Source organism: Mycobacterium sp. IDUB_39, assembly GCF_055419205.1.
Map to the genome: position 1 here is coordinate 925,313 of NZ_JBVAXF010000001.1, position 21,080 is coordinate 946,392.

The following is a 21,080-nucleotide window of genomic DNA, read 5'->3' on the forward strand; positions in this document are numbered from 1 at the left end:
ATCACGTGTGGCCAGTGTCGCCCCGATCGATCCGCCGATTCCGGTTCCCGATGTCGAGGGTGCCGACGCCTCGGCCCGCGGCTTACCGAGTCGGGACGACCTGAGCTGGCATCAGAAGCTCATCGTCGACTCCTCGGCCGTAGCCGACCTGGGCCTGCGCACGGCCATTGCGTCCGTGATCGGTACCGCCATGTTGCCTCGCGTCGCGGCGGCGACACTGCGCCCGTCGCAGACCAGAGCCGAACGCGAGGCACTCGAGTTCTACGCCGAACTCGGTGCGGCGAGCGATCCCGTCGCGTCGTTTCCGGCACCCACCGAGATGCCGCGCGTCTCGACGCGCGCGGCGAACCCGTTCGCCGAGTGGATGGCACACGGGCGGGTGGAGAACATCCGCTTCACCAGTAGTCATCGGGCGATCAACCCGGCTATGCGGGAGCGGAGGAGCGCCTACACGCGCAACAACATCGTCCACGCACAGCATTGGCTCCACGATGACGGTCCTCGTCCCACCCTGTGTCTGATTCACGGTTTCATGGGATCGGCGTATCTGTTCAACGGGTTGTTCTTCTCGCTGCCGTGGTTCTACCGGTCGGGTTACGACGTGCTGCTCTACACGCTGCCCTTCCACGGTCAGCGCGCCGAGAAGCACTCCCCCTTCAGCGGTTACGGCTACTTCGCCGACGGTCTGGGCGGCTTCGCCGAGGCAATGTCACAGGCCGTGCACGACTTCCGCTCGGTGCTGGACTATCTCGAGCACACCGGTGTGGACCGAATCGCCCTGACAGGAATGTCGTTGGGCGGCTACACCTCGGCACTCATCGCAAGCGTCGATGACCGGGTTCAGGCGGTCATCCCCAACGTTCCGGTGGTGACGCCGGACGCCGCGTTCGACGACTGGTTCCCGGCGAGCCTGCTGGTCAAGCTGGGTAACCGAATGGCGGGAACCGACCGCGACCTGATGTCGGCCGCGTCGGCCTACCACTCACCGCTGAACTACACCCCGCTGGTGCCGAGGGATCGCCGTCTCATCATCACCGGCCTCGGCGATCGTCTCGCACCGCCCGAGCAAGCCGAAATGCTCTGGGAGCACTGGGATCGCTGCGCGTTTCACTGGTTCCCCGGCAATCACATCCTGCACGTAAGCCAGCCCGACTACCTGCGCAGGATGACCCGCTTCATGCGGGGGTTCATGTTCGGCTAGGCCCGGCTCCGCTACACCCGCGCGTGCGCGCCCACCCTCAAACCATCCGAACCGACCGGCCAGGTCACCTGATCGAGCACATCCGCGCGCAACGGGGCGGCATCGATGTCGAGGCGATCGACCGACCGGGGGTCCAGTGCGCTCAGAAGCGGCTTGTGGCGGCCGTTCTGGGACTTCAGTCCCGCGACCGGCGGACCCGCGGGGGCTTCGCCGGTGCGGAACGCGGCCACTGCGACGACGCGGGGATTCGCTGCGGTGCCAGTGAACTCGAGGGCGGTCCAGATCTCCCCCTGGTCCTGTGACCAGACCTCGGCCAGGCGTTCCGACAGCCCCGCGTCGGCGGGTATCGCGTAGGCGGCCAGATACCCCTGCTCGTCGCGCATTCCGCGCCACGTCTCCTTGGCCTTCGGCGTCCACGGTGCGTCGGCGGTGTCGACGATCGTCGTCTCGAGTCCGAGTTCACGGAGGTGATCCGCCAGCCGCCGCCCGACGACCTCGGCGGTGTCATACAGCGGCAGCTGCGGTGAGCGCGCCTGCAGCGCAGCAAGGTTGTCGCTGGCCGCCAGCGTCACGCTGATCCAGGTGCGTCGCGTGCCGGCGCCGTCCAGGTTGGTGAGACGGACCTTGGCACTGCGGATTCCATATCGCTCGACGTATCCGGCGACCGCCGCCAGCGGCGCCGTGGCTCCCGTGGGTGCCTTGACCGACAGCAGCATCGCCACCTCATCGGATGGCGTCCGCGGGGACCGGCCGCGGTTGCGGCGCCATATCGCCAGCCTCCGCCCGAGCGTGGTGGTGAGGAACTCGCCACGCCACCAGGCGAACACGACGAGCACGACGACAATCGCGACGCCGAGTACCCAGCGCTCGAAGGTTGTCTGGAACGGGTAGGACATCGCGGCCGAGATGATGGCCAACAGTGCCAGGGTGATTCGGGCCGTCATCGGGCCTCCCTCCGATCTGCGGCCTCAGCCGTGTTGTCCTTGCGACGTTGCGTGGCATAGGCCGCGGTGGCCACGGCGACCAGCATGAGGACGCCGGTGCCGATGAACGCAATCGTGCGGGGGGTGTTGTCGGTGGCGCTGGGTTCTGCCGGTGCGGCGACAGGTGTGGCGGGGGTCTGTGCGGCGTCACCCAACTCGGCGACGTCCCACGTCAGAGCGGCCACCGGATCCACGAGACCGGCGCCGACGAGGTTCGAGGGTGACCGGGCCGCGCCATGTGAACTCGCGGTGATCCGATGGACCACCTCGGCAGCACTGAGGTCGGGGAATCTGCTGCGGACCAGCGCGGCGATCCCGGACACATACGCCGACGCGTAACTGCTCCCGCTGATGCCGAACAGCTGGCCCTGATCATTGGGCAACGCATTGGCCAGTCCGCCACCATCGGCGTTGCTCACCGAGGAGACGTTCTCGCCAGGCGCCGCGACGCCAACCCACGGACCCGCGGTGGTGAACGCCGACGGTTGACCGTCGGGGGTCAACGAGCCGACGGACAGCACGTACGGCTGCCACCACGACGGTATCGACACCGACGTCACACCCGACCAGTTGCGGGGGTCCTCGGGGCGCGCGAGATCCGACAGCGGGTTGGACGGGCAGTCCGACCCGGCGTTCAGACCGGTGCGGCTGTTACCCGCCGCGGCCACGATGACGACGTCCTTGTCGACGGCCGCATAGCGCAGCGCCGCACCGAGTTCCGCCTGGTCGGCGATCTTGTCGGCCGGCAAGCATGTCACGGCGGAGATGTTGATGACCCGGGCACCCAGGTCCGCTGCGCGCACGACGGCGCGAGCCAGCGTTGCGACGTCCAGCGCCGCCCGGGCTGCGACCGGGTCCTCGCCGGGACTGCGCGGGGCGAACCTAGCCGAGGTCTGGCGGATCGAGATGAGGCGGGCCGCGGGTGCGACACCCGAGAACCCATCCTCACCTGGCTGACCGGCGATGAGACCGGCGACCAGCGTGCCGTGGCCGTCACAGTCGGTGAGGCCGTCGGTGCTCTCGACGTAGTCACCGCCTCCTTCAACGTTGGGCAGCCGAGGTCCGGGCCGTACCCCCGTGTCGATCACCGCGACCGTCTGGCCCTCGCCGCGGCTGTAACCCCAGGCGCCGCTCAGATTCAGTAGCGACGTGTTCGGGTTCACCGCACCGGGATTCGTGCCGGGGAACACGCCGGAGGTGATGCAATCGCCGCGCTGCGTCATCGGCGCAACAGGTCCCGCCGTACCCGGTGGCGGCGTCACGTCGGGGGGAACCGTCGGCGGTGTGATGGCCCCTGCCGCAGGACAACTCGTCACCGCGACGGCAACAGAGACCGCCAGCGCCGAGATGCCGGTACGCAGTCGCGTGCGAGTCACCGATTCAGCACCCAGGCGAACAGACCGACGAGGTAGGCCAGGACCGGGATCAGCGAGGCGTCCAGAGCCGAGGCCAGGAAGCCCGTGAGCCGCCGCATCGGCAGCGAGTAGGTGTCCGGCGACGCGACCACCGGGTTCAGCGCGGCGATCGCCCACACCACGGCCAGGATCGCCAGCGCGATCAACGCCCACCACGCGGCGGTGTAGCGCTCGTCGAGCAGGAACACCACGGCCAGCGCCACGGTGACCAGGTAGGGCTGGCTGAGCAGCCACGCCTTGCAGGGTGCGGAGTCCCACACCCGGGCGCGCAGTGCGGTACCGAGTGCTGCGGCGCCGAGCACGTACCACGCCCACGGCGAAACACCCTGGGGCACGACCAGTGTCAGCGATCCGGCCACGGACAGCAGGACGCCAGCGGCGATGAATCCGGTCTGGTGCGAGTCGCTGACTCGGACGCGTCGCGGCAGGTCCTCGAGAAGCCGCTGCGAGGGTGCCGACGGCGCGGGGTCACCCGGTGCGGGAAGGACGGGTACCGGGAAGCGGGCCCACAGCGCGGACAGCGAGGCGGCCTGCACGGTGACGATCAGGGCAAGCACGATGAGGACGGCGGCGATCGCCACGGAGTTCAGGCCCCAGATGGCGGCAGCGCCCGCGGTCAGGACCGCGGCCCCACCAACGGCGACGACGGCGGTGAACAGCGCGATCGCCCGCTCACCGATGGTGATGCTGATGATGGACCACGCCGTGACACCCGCGGCTGCGAGCAGGATCTGCGCTGCCCCGAACTCGCCTGGCACGGAGAGCGCGAAGGCCGCCGCAACTGGCACGAGGGCGCTCACCGACAGCGCCGTCGAGAGACGCGGTGAACGAGAGCGGGTCACGAGCGCACCCAGCACCGTCAATGCGGCGAGGCCGCTCACGGTGAACAGGCCGGCGTACTCACCGGTGACGACGCGATGCACGCTGGCCACGGCCGTGGCCAGCAAGATCACACCGATCACCGCGATGGCAGCGGCCCGCTCGACGTGCGCAGCACCCCAGGGCCTTTCGCGCGCCGCGGAGAAGATCACCGCAGCGTCGGCGATATCCTCGACGATGCGCGGAGCCGGGGTTCCGACGGGCACGGGCTGCAGTGCGAGCAGATCACCGTCGACGACGCCCACGGTGTCCAGGGTGGCGTCGAGGCTGAACGACGCACCGCCGACCGGCGCTAGCGACAGCACGACGGGCGTGCCGCCGTCGTCGTTGACCTCGGCCTGGTGCGCCATGCGACGCACCGCGGGCAGGATCTCGCGCAGCGGCAGCTCGGTCGGCAGGGCCATATCGGTGATGCGGCCGCCGCTCTCGCCGGTGGCAAGCACCGCGACGCGGACGATCGGCATCACCGACGATCCGGAGGGGGCGGTCACGCCCGGTGTGATGGTGTCGGACATTGCTGATCTTCCGTTCTCTGGTCGAAGTCTCTAATGAGGTGGGCCTCGGGGAACCACTCCCCGTCCGGCAGTGTCGCGGTGAGTCGCTCGACGGCGGCGGCGATGGCCAGCGGGGTGCCCGGCGCGAACGTTGACACCCATTCGCCGTCGAATGCCTTTGTGGGGCTCACGACTACGCGCCCCGCGGAGGTGTCGACGACGCTGACGCCGACGTCGGTGCTGACCCGATGACCGTCGCGGTGGTCACCGGCCACGATCTCCACGTAGGTCCGGTCGGGCGCATACGCCGCCTCCACCACGTGCCGCGCCCCGGGTGGGATGCCCAGGAACTCGACGACGTCGGCCAGCGCGGCGCCGTCGCGCAACTGCGCGTCGGCCTTGGCACCGATCCGGACCGGGATGGTGAACTGGTCGAACTGGGCCGGCGAACGCCCGGACAGGCCTGCGGTCAGAACCGGCACCAGTGCCTCCGGGTGGTCGACGTCGAGTTCGGTGAACGTCACCAGCTGACCGTTGCGCAGCGCCACCACCGTGTGGCCGTCACGCCGAGCGACCAAGCCGCGCAGCACGTCTCCGCGCGCGGACACGAATCGCAGCTCGAGCCAGCGCCGCGCTCGGCATGCCGTCGTGACCCACCGGGCGACCGGCGGGATGACGCCGTCGCCGACCAGCACACCCAGCTCGCTCAGCTCGGCGCGGCGGTCCGCGTCGAACACTGTGCGCTCGGATGGGTCGGCATACGGCGGCGTGATGGCAAGTACCCACGGAAAGCTCCCGGCACCAACCGTTTCCGCGATGAACCAGGCCTGCTCGACGGTCAGCTCGACCGCGTTAACGCCCACAGCTCATCAGGCGCCGACCCACTTGGCGCCCTGGGCCGCGTCGCGTGCGCTCATCGACATGGTGTTCATCTCATGGGTGCTGGCCATCGCCCGGTAGGCACGGACCAGTTCCTCGAGCGAGGTGTTCCACTGGGCCTGCCATGCCTGGTAGGTCATTCCGGTGTCACCCTGCCAGCCGGCGGACAGTGCCGCCTGCTCGCTCGCGACGTCGGCTCCCACGGCGTGCAGCGCACCCGAGTACGTGTTCATCTCGGCGGACAGTGCCATCATCGCCGGGTAGTTGTACATGATCTGAGACATCAGATGTTCCCTTCAGCTCTGCTCGGCGATTCAGATGGCGGTGTAGCTGCTGGACGCGGCGGCATCCTCGGCGACGTAGGTGGAGGCGGCGTCGCCGATGTTGGCCTGCGCGACGTCGAGCAGTGCGTTCACGCGTGCCGACACCTCGATGAAGCGTGCGTGCGCGGCCTGGAACGCGGCTGCCGACTCACCCATGTGGAAGGCCTGCGACGCCTGGGCCGCCTGCTCGGCCTGGGCGATGGTGCTGCGCATCAGACCGGCCTTCGCCGCGAACGCGCCCTCCGAGGCGATGAGTTGTGGGATGTGAGCATCAAGGAGGCTCATGCTGGTTCCTTTCGGATCGTGGATTGTGCTTCAGGTGACGTGCGATTGCGTTGTGGCCCTGTTTTATTCAGATGCGTGGTTGCGGTCAGCTGCGTGATCCCCCCTCCGGATCCCAGTTGCCCGGAAGCATCGGGTCGACCGGGCCGCCGCCGTAGCGGTCCTCGGGCAGCTGGGCCAGACCCGCGGCCGCCGACTGGTCGGCGTCCTGCGTACCGAAGGTGCCCCCGAACCCCATCGCCCCCGCACCGCGCGATGACGCGGACACACGCGGTTCGGGCTGGGGTGCGGGCTCCGGCGCATCGGGTTCGGGTTCGTAGTCCATGTACGCGTCGGCGTGTCCGCGTTCCTTCACCGAGGCTCCGCGCTTGCGACGCGCCTTGCGCTTGGCCAACGACGACGCCGCGGCGGCCGCGACTGCCGACGCAGCTATGTCCGAGGCGGCCGCCTTCGCACCGGTGCCCTCCCGAAGCGTCGGCGAGGCACCGGGTCCGGGATCCCCGCCGGGAACGATGTAGGGCACCACGGGCGCGGCGGCAGCCGCCGCAGATCCGACACCGGGTGCGGTGCCGCCCGGCACGGACGCCACCGACGTCGCGGGCGTGGTGGGCACGGTCGGCGCTACCGTCGCCACCGGCATCTGGCTCTGCACATCGACTCTCGGTGCCGGCGCCTGCGCGGGGACGGCAGCCTCGGCGGGAACATACGGGGGGAAGTTCAGCAGATCCATGATCTGCCGCAGGTAGGGCACCGCGATACCCAGGCCTATCGCCAACAGGGGCTGCAGCAGCAGCTGCGGGTAGGTCGATAACGCGCCCACCCACGAGATCGCCTGGTAGGCGAGGGCGAACAGGAACGGCCCGTACTGGACGAGCGTCGGACCCGGGTTGGTGAGCAGCCCGGTGATCAGGTTGACCGTGTTGCCAATCGGGTCCTGGAAGAACTCGGTGATCGGCGCGAACAGCGAGTTAGTGAAGTCGGTGTAGGTCTGAAAGATCTGCTGGATGAACTTCAGCAGCTGCGAGAGGATGTCCGAGTTGTTCAGCGCGGCACCGGCATCGGTCGCCTGAGCCTGTGCCATGACCTGCTGGGCGCTGGCCGCTGACGAACCGGCCTCACCGACCCCCGGGGCCAGCAGCATGGGCGCGGGTGCCATCGTCGGCGTCGCGGCCACCGATGCGCCCGCCACAGCCTGATAGGTACTCATCGCGGTGGCGGCCTGAATCCACATCCGCACGTAGTCGGCTTCATTCAACGCGATCGGAATCGTGTTGAGGCCAAGGAAGTTGGTGGCCAGCAGCACACCATGCGTGGCGTGGTTGAGCGCCAACTCCGGCAGCGTGGGCATCATCGCCAGCGCCGTCGTGTAGGAGGCGGCCGCGGTCTCGTGCTGCACCGCGGCGGCCGCACTGTTGGCGCTGGCCTGGGCCAGCCACGCCAGATAGGGCGCGTGGGACGCGATGTACTGCTCGGCGCTGGGCCCCTCCCAGGCGCCGGACTGAACCCCCGCCAGCAGCGCGGTCAGTTCAGCCGCCGCCGTGGAGTACTCGACGCTGAGTGCCTGCCATGCCCCTGCGGCAGCGAGCAACGGCCCGGGGCCGGGGCCGCTGCTGAGCAGCCCCGAATGCACCTCGGGCGGTAGCGCCATCCAGACGGGGGCGGTCATGATCGGTCAGCTACCTGCAATGAGGTAGGACGAGGCAGCCATGGCATCACCCGTCGCGTAACTCGTGCCGGACTCGCCGACGCCGATACCCGCGCGGCCGAGCTCTTCCGCGCCCTGTGCCGCGATGGCGTTGTGCGTACTGCCGTGGGCGCTGAACGCCGCGGCGGTCTGCAGCGAGACCGGGTCTGCCGCGGGCGGCAGCACCGCGGAGATCATGGGTGCCGCCGCCGCGTGAGCGGCGGCGAGCTTCGCCGTCAGCGCCTCCACCTGGGCACTTGCCGCGGTGAGACCTTCGGGAACCACGCGCAGAGTCATCAGCTGAACTCCCTTCCTCGGTTAGTGGGTGCCGCCTCGTTGGCGAACGGATTCACCAGTTGAACGAACGTTGCCTCATCACCATCGTCGAGCAGGATTCCGCGTCCTGCCGGCTGACGGCCGAATCGGTGCCCTCGGATCTTCCCGCTGTCCTGCGGGCTGCCCGACAGCATGACCGTTGTCGCCTGCAGTTCGTTGAGCCTTCTCAGCAAAGGTGCCGTCATGATGGCGTGAGCAGAGCCCGTGGCCCGAGCGGTGACGATGACGCGCAGTCCCAGTTCAGCGGCTTGAGACAGCAGACCGATGAGGCCGGTCCACGGACGCTGTCCCACATAGGGACCGCTGACCGCGGGCGCGTCGGGGATCTGATCGAGATCGTCGATGATCAGGTAATGCGTGTGCCCCTCATAGGTCCAGCCGCTGAGCTGCGCCGCAGTGAGTCCGGCCGGCGGCCGACGCTTCTCGAGCAGTGCGGCCAGCCCCAGCATCGCAGGCGTCACGCGGTCAATGTTGGGCGTGTACTCGTTGTCGGGGAACAACGGTTCGTCGACGAGGTGAAGCCTGCGGTCGATCACCGTGAACGCGACGCGGTCCGAGCTGGAGTTCACCCGGATCGTCCGAATCAGGTGACGCAGCAGCGTCGTCTTGCCGGACTTGGAGTCGCCGAACACCATCAGCAACGGGTTCTCCGCGAAGTCGACCGACACCGGCGCCAGGTCCTGCTCGCGCTGGCCGATGACGATCCGCTCCGGCGGCGAGTACAGCGGTCCGAGGACCTCCGGCGCGAGGTCCGCGGGTAGCAGCCGCACCCGCGGTGCGGACAGGCCCGGGTACCGCGAGTTGACCATTCCGATGGTCTCCAGCGCAGGCTTGGCGAACAGGAAATGCTCGGCGGCCATGGTGAGGCCCCGGCCCGGCTGGTCGGCAGGCACACCGTCGGCCGCCCGGCGCAGGGCCCCGACGACACGAACGTTGCTGTCCTGTGAGTCCGACAGCTTGAGCTCCAGCCGCAGCCCGAGGCCGTCACGCATGGCCAGCGGCACCTCGAGCCAGTTGGGCGTGGTGATGATGACGTGGATGCCGTAGGACAGGCCCGTGTTGGCCAACTCGGTAACCCTGGCCAACAACGGATTACGCGTGTTGAAGGTGTCGGTGTTGTCCCTGCTGAACGCGTACAGGTTGTCGATGACGAGGAACACCTCGCCGTAGCCGTCGCCGTCATTGCCGTTGGAGTTGCCAGCCCCATTGCCATTGCCGTTGACGGCGCGGGCCTGGCGGGCGCGCAGCAGCTGCTCCAGCTCGCCGAACGTCCTGCGAATGCGCTCGGGTTCCAGCGGTGACGCCACGCTGCCGACATGCGCCAGATCGGCCATCTCACGCAGCTGACCGCCGCCGTAGTCCAGGCAGTAGAACGTCACGTCACGCGGCGAGTGCAGCGCGGCCGCCGACAGGATGAACGTCTGCAACGCGGTGGTCTTGCCCGATTTGGGTCCACCGTGGATCAGCACGTTGGCGCCCGCCGACGTGGCGTCGAACACCAGTGGGTCGCGGCGCATCTGGAACGGCCGGTCGATCTCACCGAGCGGCCAGCGCCACTCACGTTCCGGCACACCGGCACGTTGCAGCAGCTCCGACAGCGCGATGGGTTCATCAAGGGGCGGCAGCCACAGTGGCGGCGCCTTGGGCCCGTAGTGCGCCAACTGATCCCCGACTGTCGCGACGAGCTTGCGCGGTGGCAATGCGTCGTGGTCGCCGCCACCGGTGACCACGATCGTGTCGGGGGCGGCCTCGGCGTGGCCGGCGGTGAACGGTTGTGGTGTCGGAACAGCTGACACCACAACCGATGTGGGTGTGCGCGGCGGGTCGTAGATGCCGTCGACGTAGGTGCTGCGGAACTTCTGCGGCATGGCACCCGGTGTCGGCACCAGGAAGCCCTCACCCTTGTGATCCGGTCCGGACTCGAGGTGGAAGGCATCCTCCACGCCGATGATCTGGCGGCTGATACTGGGGCTGGCCACCTTCAGACCGATCCGGTACGAGGTGTTCTTGTCGATGTCCTTGATACGTCCGACATCCAGCGTCTGGGACGCGAACAGGATGTGGATACGGAACGAACGGCCCTTGCGCGCAACGTAGTCGAACAGCTCGGCGTACTCGGGGTGGTCGGCCAACATGAGCGAGAACTCGTCGGCGACCACCAGCAGCGTCGGCATCGGCGGCAGGTCATGGCCCGCGTCGATCGCCGCCTCGTACTCCAGCACGGAGTTGAAGGCACTGCCCTGAACCCGGCGGCCGGCCTCCATCAGGATCTTCTCGCGGCGAGCCACCTCACCACGGAGCGTGTCGGCGAACCGGTCGGCCAGTGACTTCTTCTCGGCCATGTTGGAGATCACGGCGACGACCTGCGGGAAGTTGCGGAAGATGTCCGCGCCCGCCTCGCCCTTGAAGTCGGCGTAGATGACGATCAGGCGTTCGGCCGAGTGAGTGGTCAACAGCGCCAACAGAATCGACATCAACGTCTGCGACTTGCCCGAGCCGGTCATACCGATCATCAGCCCGTGCGGACCCATACCGCCCTCGGCCTCGTCCTTGAGGTCGAAGATCAGCGGTTCACCCGAGGGCGTGACACCGATCGGCACCCGCAGCTCGTCGTACCTGCTGCGCGGCGCCCACAGGTCGGCGACGTCCAGCGCTGCGGCATCCGGGATCCCGAGCAGCGTGGTGAAGGTCGCGAGTCCCGCGCTGGTGGTCCTGGCGTGGCGAGGATTGGAGTCCCACCTCGACAGCCGGCGCGCGAAGTGTTGTGCGTCGGCCGTGCCGAACTGATCGGCGGCCTCGACGTAGGTCTGCCATCCGCCAGACTGCCAGCGCTCGATGCGTCCACCGCTGACGCGCAGAATGGGGCGCTCCGGATCCGCGTACTGCTCGCGGTGCGGCTCCTCGGTGGTCCTGTGCACGATGGTGACACCGGCCAGACCCGACCTGGGCACCAGGATCTCGGGGTCCGCATCCGGGTCGTCAACGATGATCAGCAGGTGCTTGTTGGCCGAGGCCGCGTCGTCGGACCCAAAGGTCTCGCGGTCGTCCAGTGCGGGCGCCAGCACATCATTCAGTCGGGTGACGCTGGTGGCCAGGTAACGGGCCGGCCCGACGCCGTCGACCATGGCGGGACCGCCGGTGGAGACATCAGCGTGCGGCAACCACTTCAACCATGACCAGGCATCGTCCTCGAGGTCCGGGGTGGCAAGAGCGACACCGAGCACGGCGGGGTCGTGCCATGCGGCCGCCTGCGCGACCCACGCCCGTAGCGCCCCGCGAACCTCGTCGGCCTCGCCGAGCACCGTGATCCGGGAGACCTTGGGCAGATCGATTCCGGTGGGGACGGCTCGAACGGTGCGCTGCACCTCGAGCAGGCTGCGTAGTGCGCTGTGCGACACCGGCTCCAGGTCGATCTCGTCGGCCGCATCCTTCACTCGCAGCGATGCGCTCAACGGTGCGTCATGCAATCCGGCGCGCAGCACCAGGAAGTCGGGATCGTGGGGATCGCGTTCCCACTGCCGACGGGTGCCGGGCACCTCCGCGAGCAGCGCGGGGTCGGGGTGCGACCACTCGAGTGCGGCCCGCTGTTCGGCTGCGTGTGCGCGAACGTTGTCCCGCACCACCGAGAGGTAGCGCAGGTAGTCGGCGCGTTCGGCGTCGACCTCCTCGGTCCGCATCTTGTTGTCGGAGCCGCGATAGAGCGCGGTGGCCGCCAGCAGCAACACGAACGGGAAGAACAGTGTCGTCGGCGAGATCAGCCTCATACCCGTGGCCACCAGCGCGACGATCATGCCGACGATGAGGATGACGATCAGGTACGGCAGCACACGTCGAAGCAGCGACGGCGGAATAACCCGCGGCAGCTCCGGAGGTGGCTCGATGGCAATGGTGCCCTTGCGGGTGGCCGGCACCGGAATGCGGCGGCGGGCCTCAAAAATCAAGCGGCTCATGCGCGATACCGTTCCGTCTCTCGCTTGGTCACGGTGCCTCTCTCAAAACTGCGGGACGGGGATCGGGTGCCAGTCCGTCGTGCGCGAGCAGCGCGTCACCACGTGACAGCGTCGGCCCTGCGGCAAACTGGCTCAGCATCGCCCACGGAATGGGCAGGGCTGGCGGTGTGAGACCAAGTGCGGCAACGGTGTTCTGATCGCCGTCCTGGTCGATGCCATAGCGCACGCCGGTGTCGCTGACCCAGAACAGCGATCCCGCTGCCGGGGAGGCGGGCTGCTGACGCACATCCTGGCCGACGGTCTGCACCAGGAACCCGGTGCCCGGCGCCAGGATCACGCGGTTGGCGGTCGCACCGGCACCGCCGCCGACGAGTTGCACGGCGCGCAGTCCGTCGGTGACCGGAAGCGCTGCGCCAGAGAGCAGTTCCAGCGTGCCACCGGTGGCGTCGACGGGATGCGACCAGTGCGCGCAGGCCAGCGGAGCGGATCCGGCGTCGACGATGGTGATTGGTTCGCTTGGGAACGCGTCGACGTCGATGGCCTGGGCCACTGGCAGGCGTGCCACGTCATCGGCACCGATCTGGGGCGCCTGGCTCAGACCAAACGAGTTGGTGTTGCGCAGGATTGCGGCCACCACCGGGGAGACGGGCTGCAGGCCATCCATCAAGACGGCGTAGTGCCGCAGCGTGTTATCGGTGTCGAACGCCGTGACAACCGATCCCACGGGCGCGGACACCGGCAGGTCGAAGGCCGGCGGCTCGCCCGCACCGACGATGACGGGTGGTGTGAGCGCGGGGCCCTCGGGCACCGCGTTGAACAGACCGGGTGCGACGGCACGCGGTTGCGGCAGTTCGGAGTTCAGGCCCAGCGCGCCGGTGACGGCACGGTCGTTGAGGTCGACCAGGCTGCGTCGCCCGTCCCACAGCAGCCAGGTACCCGCGTCATTGCGGACCAGCACGGCGTCGGTGTCCGGAAGAGCGGAGGCGCGTTCGCCGCCTGCCTCAATCGGGCCCGCGATGACCGTGACACCGGCGGACGCACCGGACGCGGCGTCACACACCGTCCAGTCGGCGTTGCGAGCACTGTTCTGCACCATGCGTTCCGGTGCTCCGGGGATGCCCACCAGGTTCCCGCGGGCGAACTTGTCCAGCTCGCTGCTCTTCACGGTGGTCGGGTTCTCGGCGCGGTTGGCGATCAGGCGCGCAGAGGTCAGGTTCAGCACGGGGTGCAGCTGCTCACCGAGACGCACGTAGAGCGCCGAGGTCTCGCGGTCGGCCAGGATGGCGCTGTCGCCTGCCACGCCCGCGGGCCGGATCAGCGAGAAGATGAAGCATCCGATCACACCGGTGATGAGCACCAGTGCGCCGACGAGTACCGAGCGCGACTGGGTGCGCAGCGGGTCGACGAGCATGCGGGTGTCGTGCAGTGCGACTCCGGATGCGATGCGCCGCATGATGAATCGCCAGCCCGACACCTGATGCCGGGTGACGAAGCCGCGTCGGTACTCCACCCGCTCGGGGTTGTCGTTGGCCGGTGTGCGGGATGTGAACGTCCTGCGATCCGGATTCTCTGGATTGCTCATTCGGGCACCGCCAGGCCCAGGCCGCGCAGCAGCGGAATGGCGGAGTTGTTCACGTCCTGGTCGATGATCGTCATCAACTCGTCGTCGGTGAACTCTTCGACGTCGGAGTGATCGAGCCTGTACTCCCGCTCCTCCTCGGAGCGTTCGACGAGGTTACGTACGAAACGGCCGTTGCCCGCGATGTCCAGGCTGCGCCGGGCGACCCCGGCTGCGTCCGGCGTGGTCGCCGTCGCGAGATGGCCGAACAGGCTCTCCATGTGTGTCAGTGCTGCCTTCTCGAAGACGCTGTCGCGCTTCTCGGCCATCCTCGTCGCGATCTCGACGAGTTCATGCGACGAGTAGGACGGGAAGTCGATACTGCGGGTGAAGCGGGACCGCAGGCCTTCGTTGGTGTCGAGGAAGTTGTCGAGGTCGGCGCGGTAGCCGGCCACGATGACGACCAGCCGGTTGCGGTCGTTCTCCATGCGTGCCAGGAGTGTGTCGATGGCGACCAGGCCGAAGTCGTTCTTGGCTCCGGTGGACACCAGGGCGTAGGCCTCGTCGAGGAACAGCACGCCGTCCAGTGCGCTGTCGATGATGGCGTTGGTCTTGGCCTCGGTCTCGCCGATGTGCTGGCCGATGAGGTCGGCGCGGTGGACCTCGCGGACGGTCTCCTTCTTGAGGATGCCCAGGCCGCAGTAGATCTTCGCGACGACGCGCGCGATGGTGGTCTTGCCCGTTCCCGGCGGGCCGGCGAACACCAGGTGGTTGGTCCGCTGCGCGACGGTCAGGCCGCGTTCCTGGCGGCGAATGGCCATCGCCACTGAGGACTTCAGCCTGGCCACCTGGTACTTGACCTCTTCGAGGCCGATGAACTCAGCGAGTTCGGCCTCGGCCTCGATCAGCAGGTGGGCCTTGCGCTCCTTGGCACCGGGATCGACGAAATCGGTCTCGCCCGGCTCGGTCTCGGGATCCCACGGGTCGGTGCGTGCATCGATGCGGGCGGCGGTGGTGGGCACGATGCCGTAGGACGTGTCCAACAGGGCCTGCTCGACCTGCTCGTGCTCGGGGTTGGCGGCGTAGAGCTCGGCCAGCGTGTCGGTGGCGTCGAGATCCTCGCCCTGTGCGCGCAGGCACAGCGCCTTGGCCAGGGTGCCGTCAACGACAGCGACCTTGACCGGCCCGGCGGACTCCTCCAGGTATGACAGCGCGGGCGCGAACATGCCCAGCCGGGCCAGCGCGGTGCCCAGCGCGATACGCGCGGCGTGCGCGTAGGTCTCGTCGAGCTTCGGGTCGTTGACCACTGGGGTCAGCAGCCGCACGACGTCCTGCCACCGCTCGGTGCGGTAACACATCGCGACCCGCACCCACCGGGCGTTCAGCCAGCTGGGCCGACGGCCGATCAGTTGCTCGACCAGGACGTCGGCCCCGGCGTGGTCTCCTGCGGCGGACAGCGCTGCCGCGTAGGCCAGCTGGAAGTCGTCGGACGTGGTGGCGCGGAACTGCAGATAGAGCCCGGTGTCGTAGTCGAATCCGAGGTCGCCCGGTGCCATCTCGAGTTGGCGCTGCAGCACGCCGGCGGTGCCGACCGTGCGCCACACCGACTCGATGACACGGGCACTGGTGTCACCTGCGGCCGCAAGACCGGTCCAGGCGTCGCAGTGCTCGTGTGCGATGCGGGTCAACTCGACGAACCCGGTGCGTGCCGCCGCGATATCGGCGGGTCGCCGACGTTCGTGAACGGTCAGACCGAGCGCCAGACAACCCGTGGCGAATCGACTCAGAACTTCGCGGTCTATCCGCGCTCCCGCAAGAGTGTCACTACCCATATGCCTCACGGAAGCAACACGCCCCCGACATCTCCTTATGTATGCCTAAGCTAACCCCGCGAAGTTAGCATTGCATAACTTAACTGTCGAGATGCACGGTCCTCTTTGCTCGGGTGACCCAGCTCACCGCTTCGTCGCGCGCACCAGACTGATCGAGCCCGCCATCGGGCCGGCCTCCCGATCATCGAGCGGGATGGGTCGGCCGACTTTTTCGAGATAGGCAGGTAGAGGCGTCGCTTCGGCGGTCCAGCCGCGGTCGCCGAACCACCGCTCGGCGGGGGCGTGCTGCTCGTTGTAGACCAGGGTGAAGAACGTCCCCTCCTCACCGCCGTCGCGTTCCTCAGCCTGCTTTGCTGCGAATACCTCAGCAGGCATCGGGGCGCCCTCCTCCACGGCAACCCAGCTGCCAGAATCGGCCAGTTCGTCAATTCCGGTGAACAGTTGCTCCTGCGCCTTGGCGGGCAGGTAGATGAGCAGCCCCTCCGCGATCCAGGCCGACGGCCGGGACGGGTCGAAGCCGGCCGCCCGCAGCGCGCCGGGCCAGTCGTCGCGAAGATCGATCGCCACCTCGCGACGTTCTGCCATCGGGGTATCGCCGTGCCGTTCCAGCGCTTCACGCTTGAACTCGAGCACCTGCGGCTGGTCCAGTTCGTACACCACGGTGCCATCGGGCCACGGCAGGCGGTACGCCCGTGAGTCGAGGCCCGCAGCCAGCAGGACGATCTGGCGCACGCCCGCGTCCGATGCCGCGGCGAAGTACTCGTCGAAGTACTTGGTGCGCGCCGCTTGGAACGACACGAAGTGCCCACCGAAGTCGCTCATCAGCTTGTGCTCGGCCGCATTTCCGTCGAGGAGGTCGGCCCACTCCCCACCGACGGCGCGACAGAAGACCTCGGCATACGGGTCGAGCGAGAGTGGCCGCTCCTTCTGCGCTTCGAGTGCCCGTGCGGCGGCGACAAATAATGCCGTCGACCCGACGCTCGTCGTGATGTCCCAGGTGTCGCGTTCGTTTTCCTCAGGCCGCATGGCCGCGAGATTACGCGTGCAACCTGACAGCTTTCAGACCAGCGAAGAGACACAAGTGGGAACGCCAAGCAGCGCGTCGAGATTGAACTCAGATAACACAACTGCGAGTGAGATGTTCCCTGACTTCAATCTCGAGCTGGGCGCTGGGCTCTGTGTTTTCAGACCAGTGGTTTGCCCTGTCGTACGCGGCGATCCAGGTCCTTGAGCAAGACGTTGAACGGGAACTGCCGGACAAAGCTGGGCAGCATGTGGTTCACGGTGCTCAGCACCCTGATCACACGGTCGAACCGGCGCTGCCGCTCGTCATCCCAGGGCAGCCGCATCTCGTCACGGAACCGCTGCGGCAGGAAACCCGTGGTGATGAGCAACGCGAACTCGTCGGACTTGCGCTGCAGTGCGCCAGGCAGTTTCACGCCGCGCATGCGGTTGGCGGCGATCGGGTACAGGTAGTCGCGCACCGCATCGTCGATGTGCACCTGCTCCAGCGATCGCTGCCAGTACTCGTCGAACGCGGCCCTGTCGGCCGGCCACATCTCCGGCGGCACCTGCAGCGTGGTGCCCAGGGTCATCCCCTCGGCGTAGTGCTGGTCGGCCGTCTGCTCATCGAACTCGCCGATGAAGAGCCGGTAGACGTCGACACCACCCTTGTAGAGACACGCGGCGACCCACATCTGCAGGTCCTTGTCGAAGGCGTTGTAGCTCACCGGGCTCTCATCGGTGGAGTACACCTGCGCATGCGCCTTGTTGACCGCGCGGCGGTAGGCGGCCTTCTGCGCATCGTTGCCCTTGGCGGCCACCGCGAGATAGGTGAACGTCGTGCGGGCCCGCTTGATCGGATGCCGGTCGACACGGCCGCTCTCGACGCGGCTCTCCTTCACGCCGTAGCCGACACCGGGCCTGGCCAGCTGCATGATGACGTTCGCCGGGCCGGCCAGCAGTGCCACTCCCATGAGGCCGTCCTCGAATGTCGCGCCGCGGCGCCGGGCGCGGGGGGCGCGGGTCCTGGCCGGTGCGCTGACCGCACGTTCGACATGGCTATCGCTGACCGTCATTGGCCGACTCCTTCACCCGAAATGTGAGAACGCGTGTTTCCTGATATTGCAGCGCGGAGTCGGCGGGTGTCAAGATGGAGCGATGGCTCAAGTCCGGCCCTATCGGGGCGTCGAGGCGGCACAGCGTCTCGCCGACCGCCGACGGCAGTTCATCGAGGCCGGCCTCGACCTGCTCGGCGCTCCGGCGGAGAACGGCGCACCCCCCGAGCTGACCGTGCGCGCAGCGTGCAAGCAGGCCGGTGTCGCGACGCGCTACTTCTATGAGGGCTTCACCGACAAGGATCAATTCGTCGGCGCGGTGTTCGACACCGTGATCGCCGAACTCGCGGCGACGACGCAGGCCGCCGTCGCCGCCGCTCCGGTCGCCGAGCAGAACCGGGCCGGTATGGCCAATATCGTCCACACCATCGCCGCCGACGCCCGGATCGGCCGGCTGCTGTTCAGCGCCCAGCTGTCCAACGCCGTCGTGGCGGCCAAGCGCGCGGAGTCAGGCGTGCTGCTGGCGACGCTCTACAGCCACGAGATCGGCACCGCACTGCACATCAACCACGGAGAACGGACCAGCCAGAAGGGGATGGGGACAGCGCACTTCGCCGTCGGCGGTGTGGGCCAGACCATCAGCGCCTGGCTCGCGGGTGACTTCACCCTGGAGCCCGAGGAGCTGATCGATCAGCTCGCCGCCGTCCTCGACGCGATCACCGATCCGCGCCTGCACGGCTAGGACTCGATCTCCTGTTGAATTTCAAAGTTGCCCGGGCGAAAGCCATTCCGCCGGCGAAATGCAGCTCCGTCGAGCCGTGGCGTCAGAGTCGAATCACGTCCGCTGTTATAAAACCCTGCTGCGCAGCGACTCTCGACCACTTCTATGTCAATAGTGCAGGCATTAGATTTCGTCACCACCAGCGATGGCCGCGATCACGGTGTCGACACTCTCCACCACCCGACAGTGATTGAAGGCGAGCGCCCGTAGCGACGCTTCGTGTGCGGCCTCGTCATAGTCGGCAGTTCCGTCGCTGACCACGACACAGCCGTAACCTCTTTCAGCTGCATCCCGGACTGTGCCCTCCACGCAGCAATTCGTCGAGATACCAACCGCGATCAAGCTCTGAACGCCCCGCTCTTTGAGGACAGAGTCGAGATTACTGCCGTTGAACGCCCCGAAGGTGGTCTTTGGCACCACCGGCTCTCCGGCGAGCGGCGCCAACTCCTCGCGGATCCGATGGTCGGGGTTACCACACCAGAAGATCTCCACAATGCCCGTGCGCTCTTCCACCGTCTGGATCCATCGCCGCTGCCGGGGATCCATGTCTCGGTAGTCGGCATACGCTGACCCCAGCGTCAGATGGACGACGGTTAGTCCGTGTGCGCGGGCCGCGGCGAGCAGCTCCCGAATCGCAGGAACCGTTACGGCCTCGGTTCGGTTGTTGAAGTAGTTCATCGACCCGGGAAGCAGTTTGTCCATGGCGACGTTGAACGAACCCTCTGGGTGTGCATCGTGGTACTGCATGTCGACGATGAGAAGTGCAGTGTGTGCCGGATCAACAGAAACAGGCGGCACGAGAGATTCCTGGATATCGAGGAACAAACTCGAATCGGACATGTGCGTCTCCTTCACTAGTGGGCTGCCGCGTAGATGGGCCGGCGCGATCGATCGCGGGCGACAGGGCAATCCCGCGACATCAGCGGGCTTCTTCCAGAAAGAACTCGTCGGCATTCGTGATTGACGAGGGGCGTGTCCGCCGAAGGACCGCGAGCACAACGATTCCCGCGACAATCCAAAGAACGTAGACGTAGGGCAAGACCGCGTACGCGCCGGGTTGCAGGGGCCACACGGTCTTGTACAGCGGGTAGAGGAAGACGATCGCGCCGAAGCCGCCAAGGACACCGTGCCGGAACCACTTGAACTCTCCGATGCGGCGCATGAACACGATAAGCCCGACGTTGGTGATCGTGTAGGACACCATGAACGCGATAGAAATGAGGAAGCCGTAGTAGCCCCAGACCGCGAACGGCCCGACCGCGAAGGCGAGTGGCAGGCCCAGAATCAGAGTTGCGGCCAACATGACCACGATGCCATTCCGAGGTGTCCGGCGTTCCGAGACAGAGCCGACCCACCGCGGGAGGACGCCGGTGCGACCGAGCGTGTAGAGCACACGTGAACCGGAGATGAAGACGGTCTGACTGAAGGCCAGGATGCTGATTCCGGTGGCAAGGACGACCAGAGCCAAACCGATCTCACCCCAGTATCGGATCGCGATGGTCTGTAGTGGTGCCGAGTCGGCGCCGAATGCCTCCATCGCGTCGATACCGTAGCCATAGACGATGAAATAGGCGACGGTGATGTAGAAGACGGGTAGTACGACCGCCGCGATGAACAGGCCACGGGGGATAGCACTCTTCGCGTCTTCGGTCTCCGCACCGAGGGTTGCCCCCTCCTCGATGCCGACGTGTGCGAGGACCGCGAACACCATCGCCAGGGCAAGGCCTGACATCCCCACCGCCTCGGCCTGGAAGGGTGCAAAGCCGAAGCTGACATTCCCCGTGGGACCATCAATCAGGATTGTGGCGGCAAGCGCAACCAGGATGATGATCTCCAGGGCCAACAGCGCGAGCGCTGCGTGCATGGACTGGGCGAGCCCTCGAAGTGCGAAGAACACGACGTAGCAGATCGCCGCAATGGTGAATGCCCACCAGGGCACGCCAATGTTGAGATCATTGGTGAACCACTGGCTCATCCAGCCCCCGAACACGACGAAACCTGCCGCCGACAACACCATGTAAGAGCCGACGAAGGTCCAGCCGTAGACGAATCCGACGTTTTTACCCCAGGCGCGGGAATTCCAGGTGTACAGCCCCCCAGAGCTCTGAATGCGGCGAGCGAACTCGGCGAACGTGTTCGCCAACAGCAGGATTGCCGGCCACACCAGAACGAATGCCAGGACCAAGGCCGTGCCCGCGAACTGGCCCATGAACTGCAGATTCAGCGCGATAACCGAGGCGGGTCCGCACCCTGCTACTGACAACACCGCGACGTGCGGCCACCTGATGGTGTTGCGACGCAACCCGGCGTCTTCGATCGAGTTCAAGGCGTCGTCCGCTGTTGGAACGAAATCATCCGGATCTGTCACGGTGTCACCTCGTGAGCACCGATGCGAGCTGATGGTTCGGTGATGAGCCGACCACCGA

The 21,080-nt window shown here is 67.2% G+C and carries 17 protein-coding genes; 2 read left to right on the forward strand and 15 right to left on the reverse strand.

Features of this window, described 5'->3' with window-relative positions; translation table 11 throughout:
• The first annotated feature begins 7 nt into the window (after positions 1-7).
• Positions 8-1,201, forward strand: a complete 1,194-nt coding sequence (locus ACZY0X_RS04425; RefSeq protein WP_463768367.1) for an alpha/beta hydrolase family protein — start codon at positions 8-10, stop codon at positions 1,199-1,201.
• A gap of 11 nt (positions 1,202-1,212) precedes the next feature.
• Here the strand turns inward: ACZY0X_RS04425 and eccE are convergent, their stop codons facing one another.
• The 13 genes from eccE to ACZY0X_RS04490 all read right to left on the reverse strand — a co-directional run bounded on the left by eccE (position 1,213) and on the right by ACZY0X_RS04490 (position 17,894).
• Positions 1,213-2,145: a type VII secretion protein EccE gene (gene eccE, locus ACZY0X_RS04430; protein WP_463768368.1), complete on the reverse strand. Its 933-nt coding sequence runs from the start codon at positions 2,143-2,145 to the stop codon at positions 1,213-1,215.
• Complete coding sequence (gene mycP, locus ACZY0X_RS04435; RefSeq protein WP_463768369.1) at positions 2,142-3,560, reverse strand: type VII secretion-associated serine protease mycosin; 1,419 nt, start codon at positions 3,558-3,560, stop codon at positions 2,142-2,144. Before mycP ends, eccE begins: the two co-directional genes overlap by 4 nt.
• Entirely contained in the window at positions 3,557-4,993 is a 1,437-nt protein-coding gene (gene eccD / locus ACZY0X_RS04440) for a type VII secretion integral membrane protein EccD (RefSeq protein WP_463768370.1), read from the reverse strand. Before eccD ends, mycP begins: the two co-directional genes overlap by 4 nt.
• The gene (locus ACZY0X_RS04445; protein ID WP_463768372.1) at positions 4,966-5,835 is read right to left on the reverse strand and encodes an ESX secretion-associated protein EspG; all 870 of its coding nucleotides are present in this window, start codon (positions 5,833-5,835) and stop codon (positions 4,966-4,968) included. Before ACZY0X_RS04445 ends, eccD begins: the two co-directional genes overlap by 28 nt.
• 6 nt (positions 5,836-5,841) lie before the next feature.
• On the reverse strand, positions 5,842-6,135 hold the full coding sequence (locus ACZY0X_RS04450; RefSeq protein WP_463768373.1) for a WXG100 family type VII secretion target: 294 nt from the start codon (positions 6,133-6,135) through the stop codon (positions 5,842-5,844).
• A 30-nt stretch (positions 6,136-6,165) separates the two neighbouring features.
• The gene (locus ACZY0X_RS04455) at positions 6,166-6,459 is read right to left on the reverse strand and encodes a type VII secretion protein EsxS (protein WP_241401428.1); all 294 of its coding nucleotides are present in this window, start codon (positions 6,457-6,459) and stop codon (positions 6,166-6,168) included.
• Positions 6,460-6,544: 85 nt separating this feature from the next.
• The gene (locus ACZY0X_RS04460; RefSeq protein WP_463768374.1) at positions 6,545-8,122 is read right to left on the reverse strand and encodes a PPE domain-containing protein; all 1,578 of its coding nucleotides are present in this window, start codon (positions 8,120-8,122) and stop codon (positions 6,545-6,547) included.
• A 6-nt stretch (positions 8,123-8,128) separates the two neighbouring features.
• Positions 8,129-8,437, reverse strand: coding sequence for a PE family protein (locus ACZY0X_RS04465; protein ID WP_463768375.1), 309 nt, complete (start codon positions 8,435-8,437; stop codon positions 8,129-8,131).
• Positions 8,437-12,426: a type VII secretion protein EccCa gene (eccCa, locus tag ACZY0X_RS04470; protein WP_463768376.1), complete on the reverse strand. Its 3,990-nt coding sequence runs from the start codon at positions 12,424-12,426 to the stop codon at positions 8,437-8,439. Before eccCa ends, ACZY0X_RS04465 begins: the two co-directional genes overlap by 1 nt.
• 28 nt (positions 12,427-12,454) lie before the next feature.
• Positions 12,455-14,008 carry a type VII secretion protein EccB gene (gene eccB / locus ACZY0X_RS04475; RefSeq protein WP_463768377.1) on the reverse strand — a complete coding sequence of 518 codons (1,554 nt, stop codon included), beginning with the start codon at positions 14,006-14,008 and terminating at the stop codon, positions 12,455-12,457.
• Complete coding sequence (eccA, locus tag ACZY0X_RS04480; RefSeq protein WP_463768379.1) at positions 14,005-15,816, reverse strand: type VII secretion AAA-ATPase EccA; 1,812 nt, start codon at positions 15,814-15,816, stop codon at positions 14,005-14,007. Before eccA ends, eccB begins: the two co-directional genes overlap by 4 nt.
• A 123-nt stretch (positions 15,817-15,939) precedes the next feature.
• The gene (locus ACZY0X_RS04485) at positions 15,940-16,842 is read right to left on the reverse strand and encodes a class I SAM-dependent methyltransferase (RefSeq protein ID WP_463768380.1); all 903 of its coding nucleotides are present in this window, start codon (positions 16,840-16,842) and stop codon (positions 15,940-15,942) included.
• A gap of 158 nt (positions 16,843-17,000) precedes the next feature.
• Positions 17,001-17,894 carry an oxygenase MpaB family protein gene (locus ACZY0X_RS04490; protein ID WP_463768381.1) on the reverse strand — a complete coding sequence of 298 codons (894 nt, stop codon included), beginning with the start codon at positions 17,892-17,894 and terminating at the stop codon, positions 17,001-17,003.
• Between the two features lie 82 nt (positions 17,895-17,976).
• Between ACZY0X_RS04490 and ACZY0X_RS04495 the strand changes: the two genes are divergently transcribed.
• On the forward strand, positions 17,977-18,615 hold the full coding sequence (locus ACZY0X_RS04495; protein WP_463768382.1) for a TetR/AcrR family transcriptional regulator: 639 nt from the start codon (positions 17,977-17,979) through the stop codon (positions 18,613-18,615).
• Between the two features lie 162 nt (positions 18,616-18,777).
• Here the strand turns inward: ACZY0X_RS04495 and ACZY0X_RS04500 are convergent, their stop codons facing one another.
• Positions 18,778-19,509, reverse strand: coding sequence for a cysteine hydrolase family protein (locus ACZY0X_RS04500; protein WP_463768383.1), 732 nt, complete (start codon positions 19,507-19,509; stop codon positions 18,778-18,780).
• A 64-nt stretch (positions 19,510-19,573) separates the two neighbouring features.
• Entirely contained in the window at positions 19,574-21,022 is a 1,449-nt protein-coding gene (locus ACZY0X_RS04505) for an APC family permease (RefSeq protein ID WP_463768385.1), read from the reverse strand.
• Positions 21,023-21,080 lie beyond the last annotated feature (58 nt).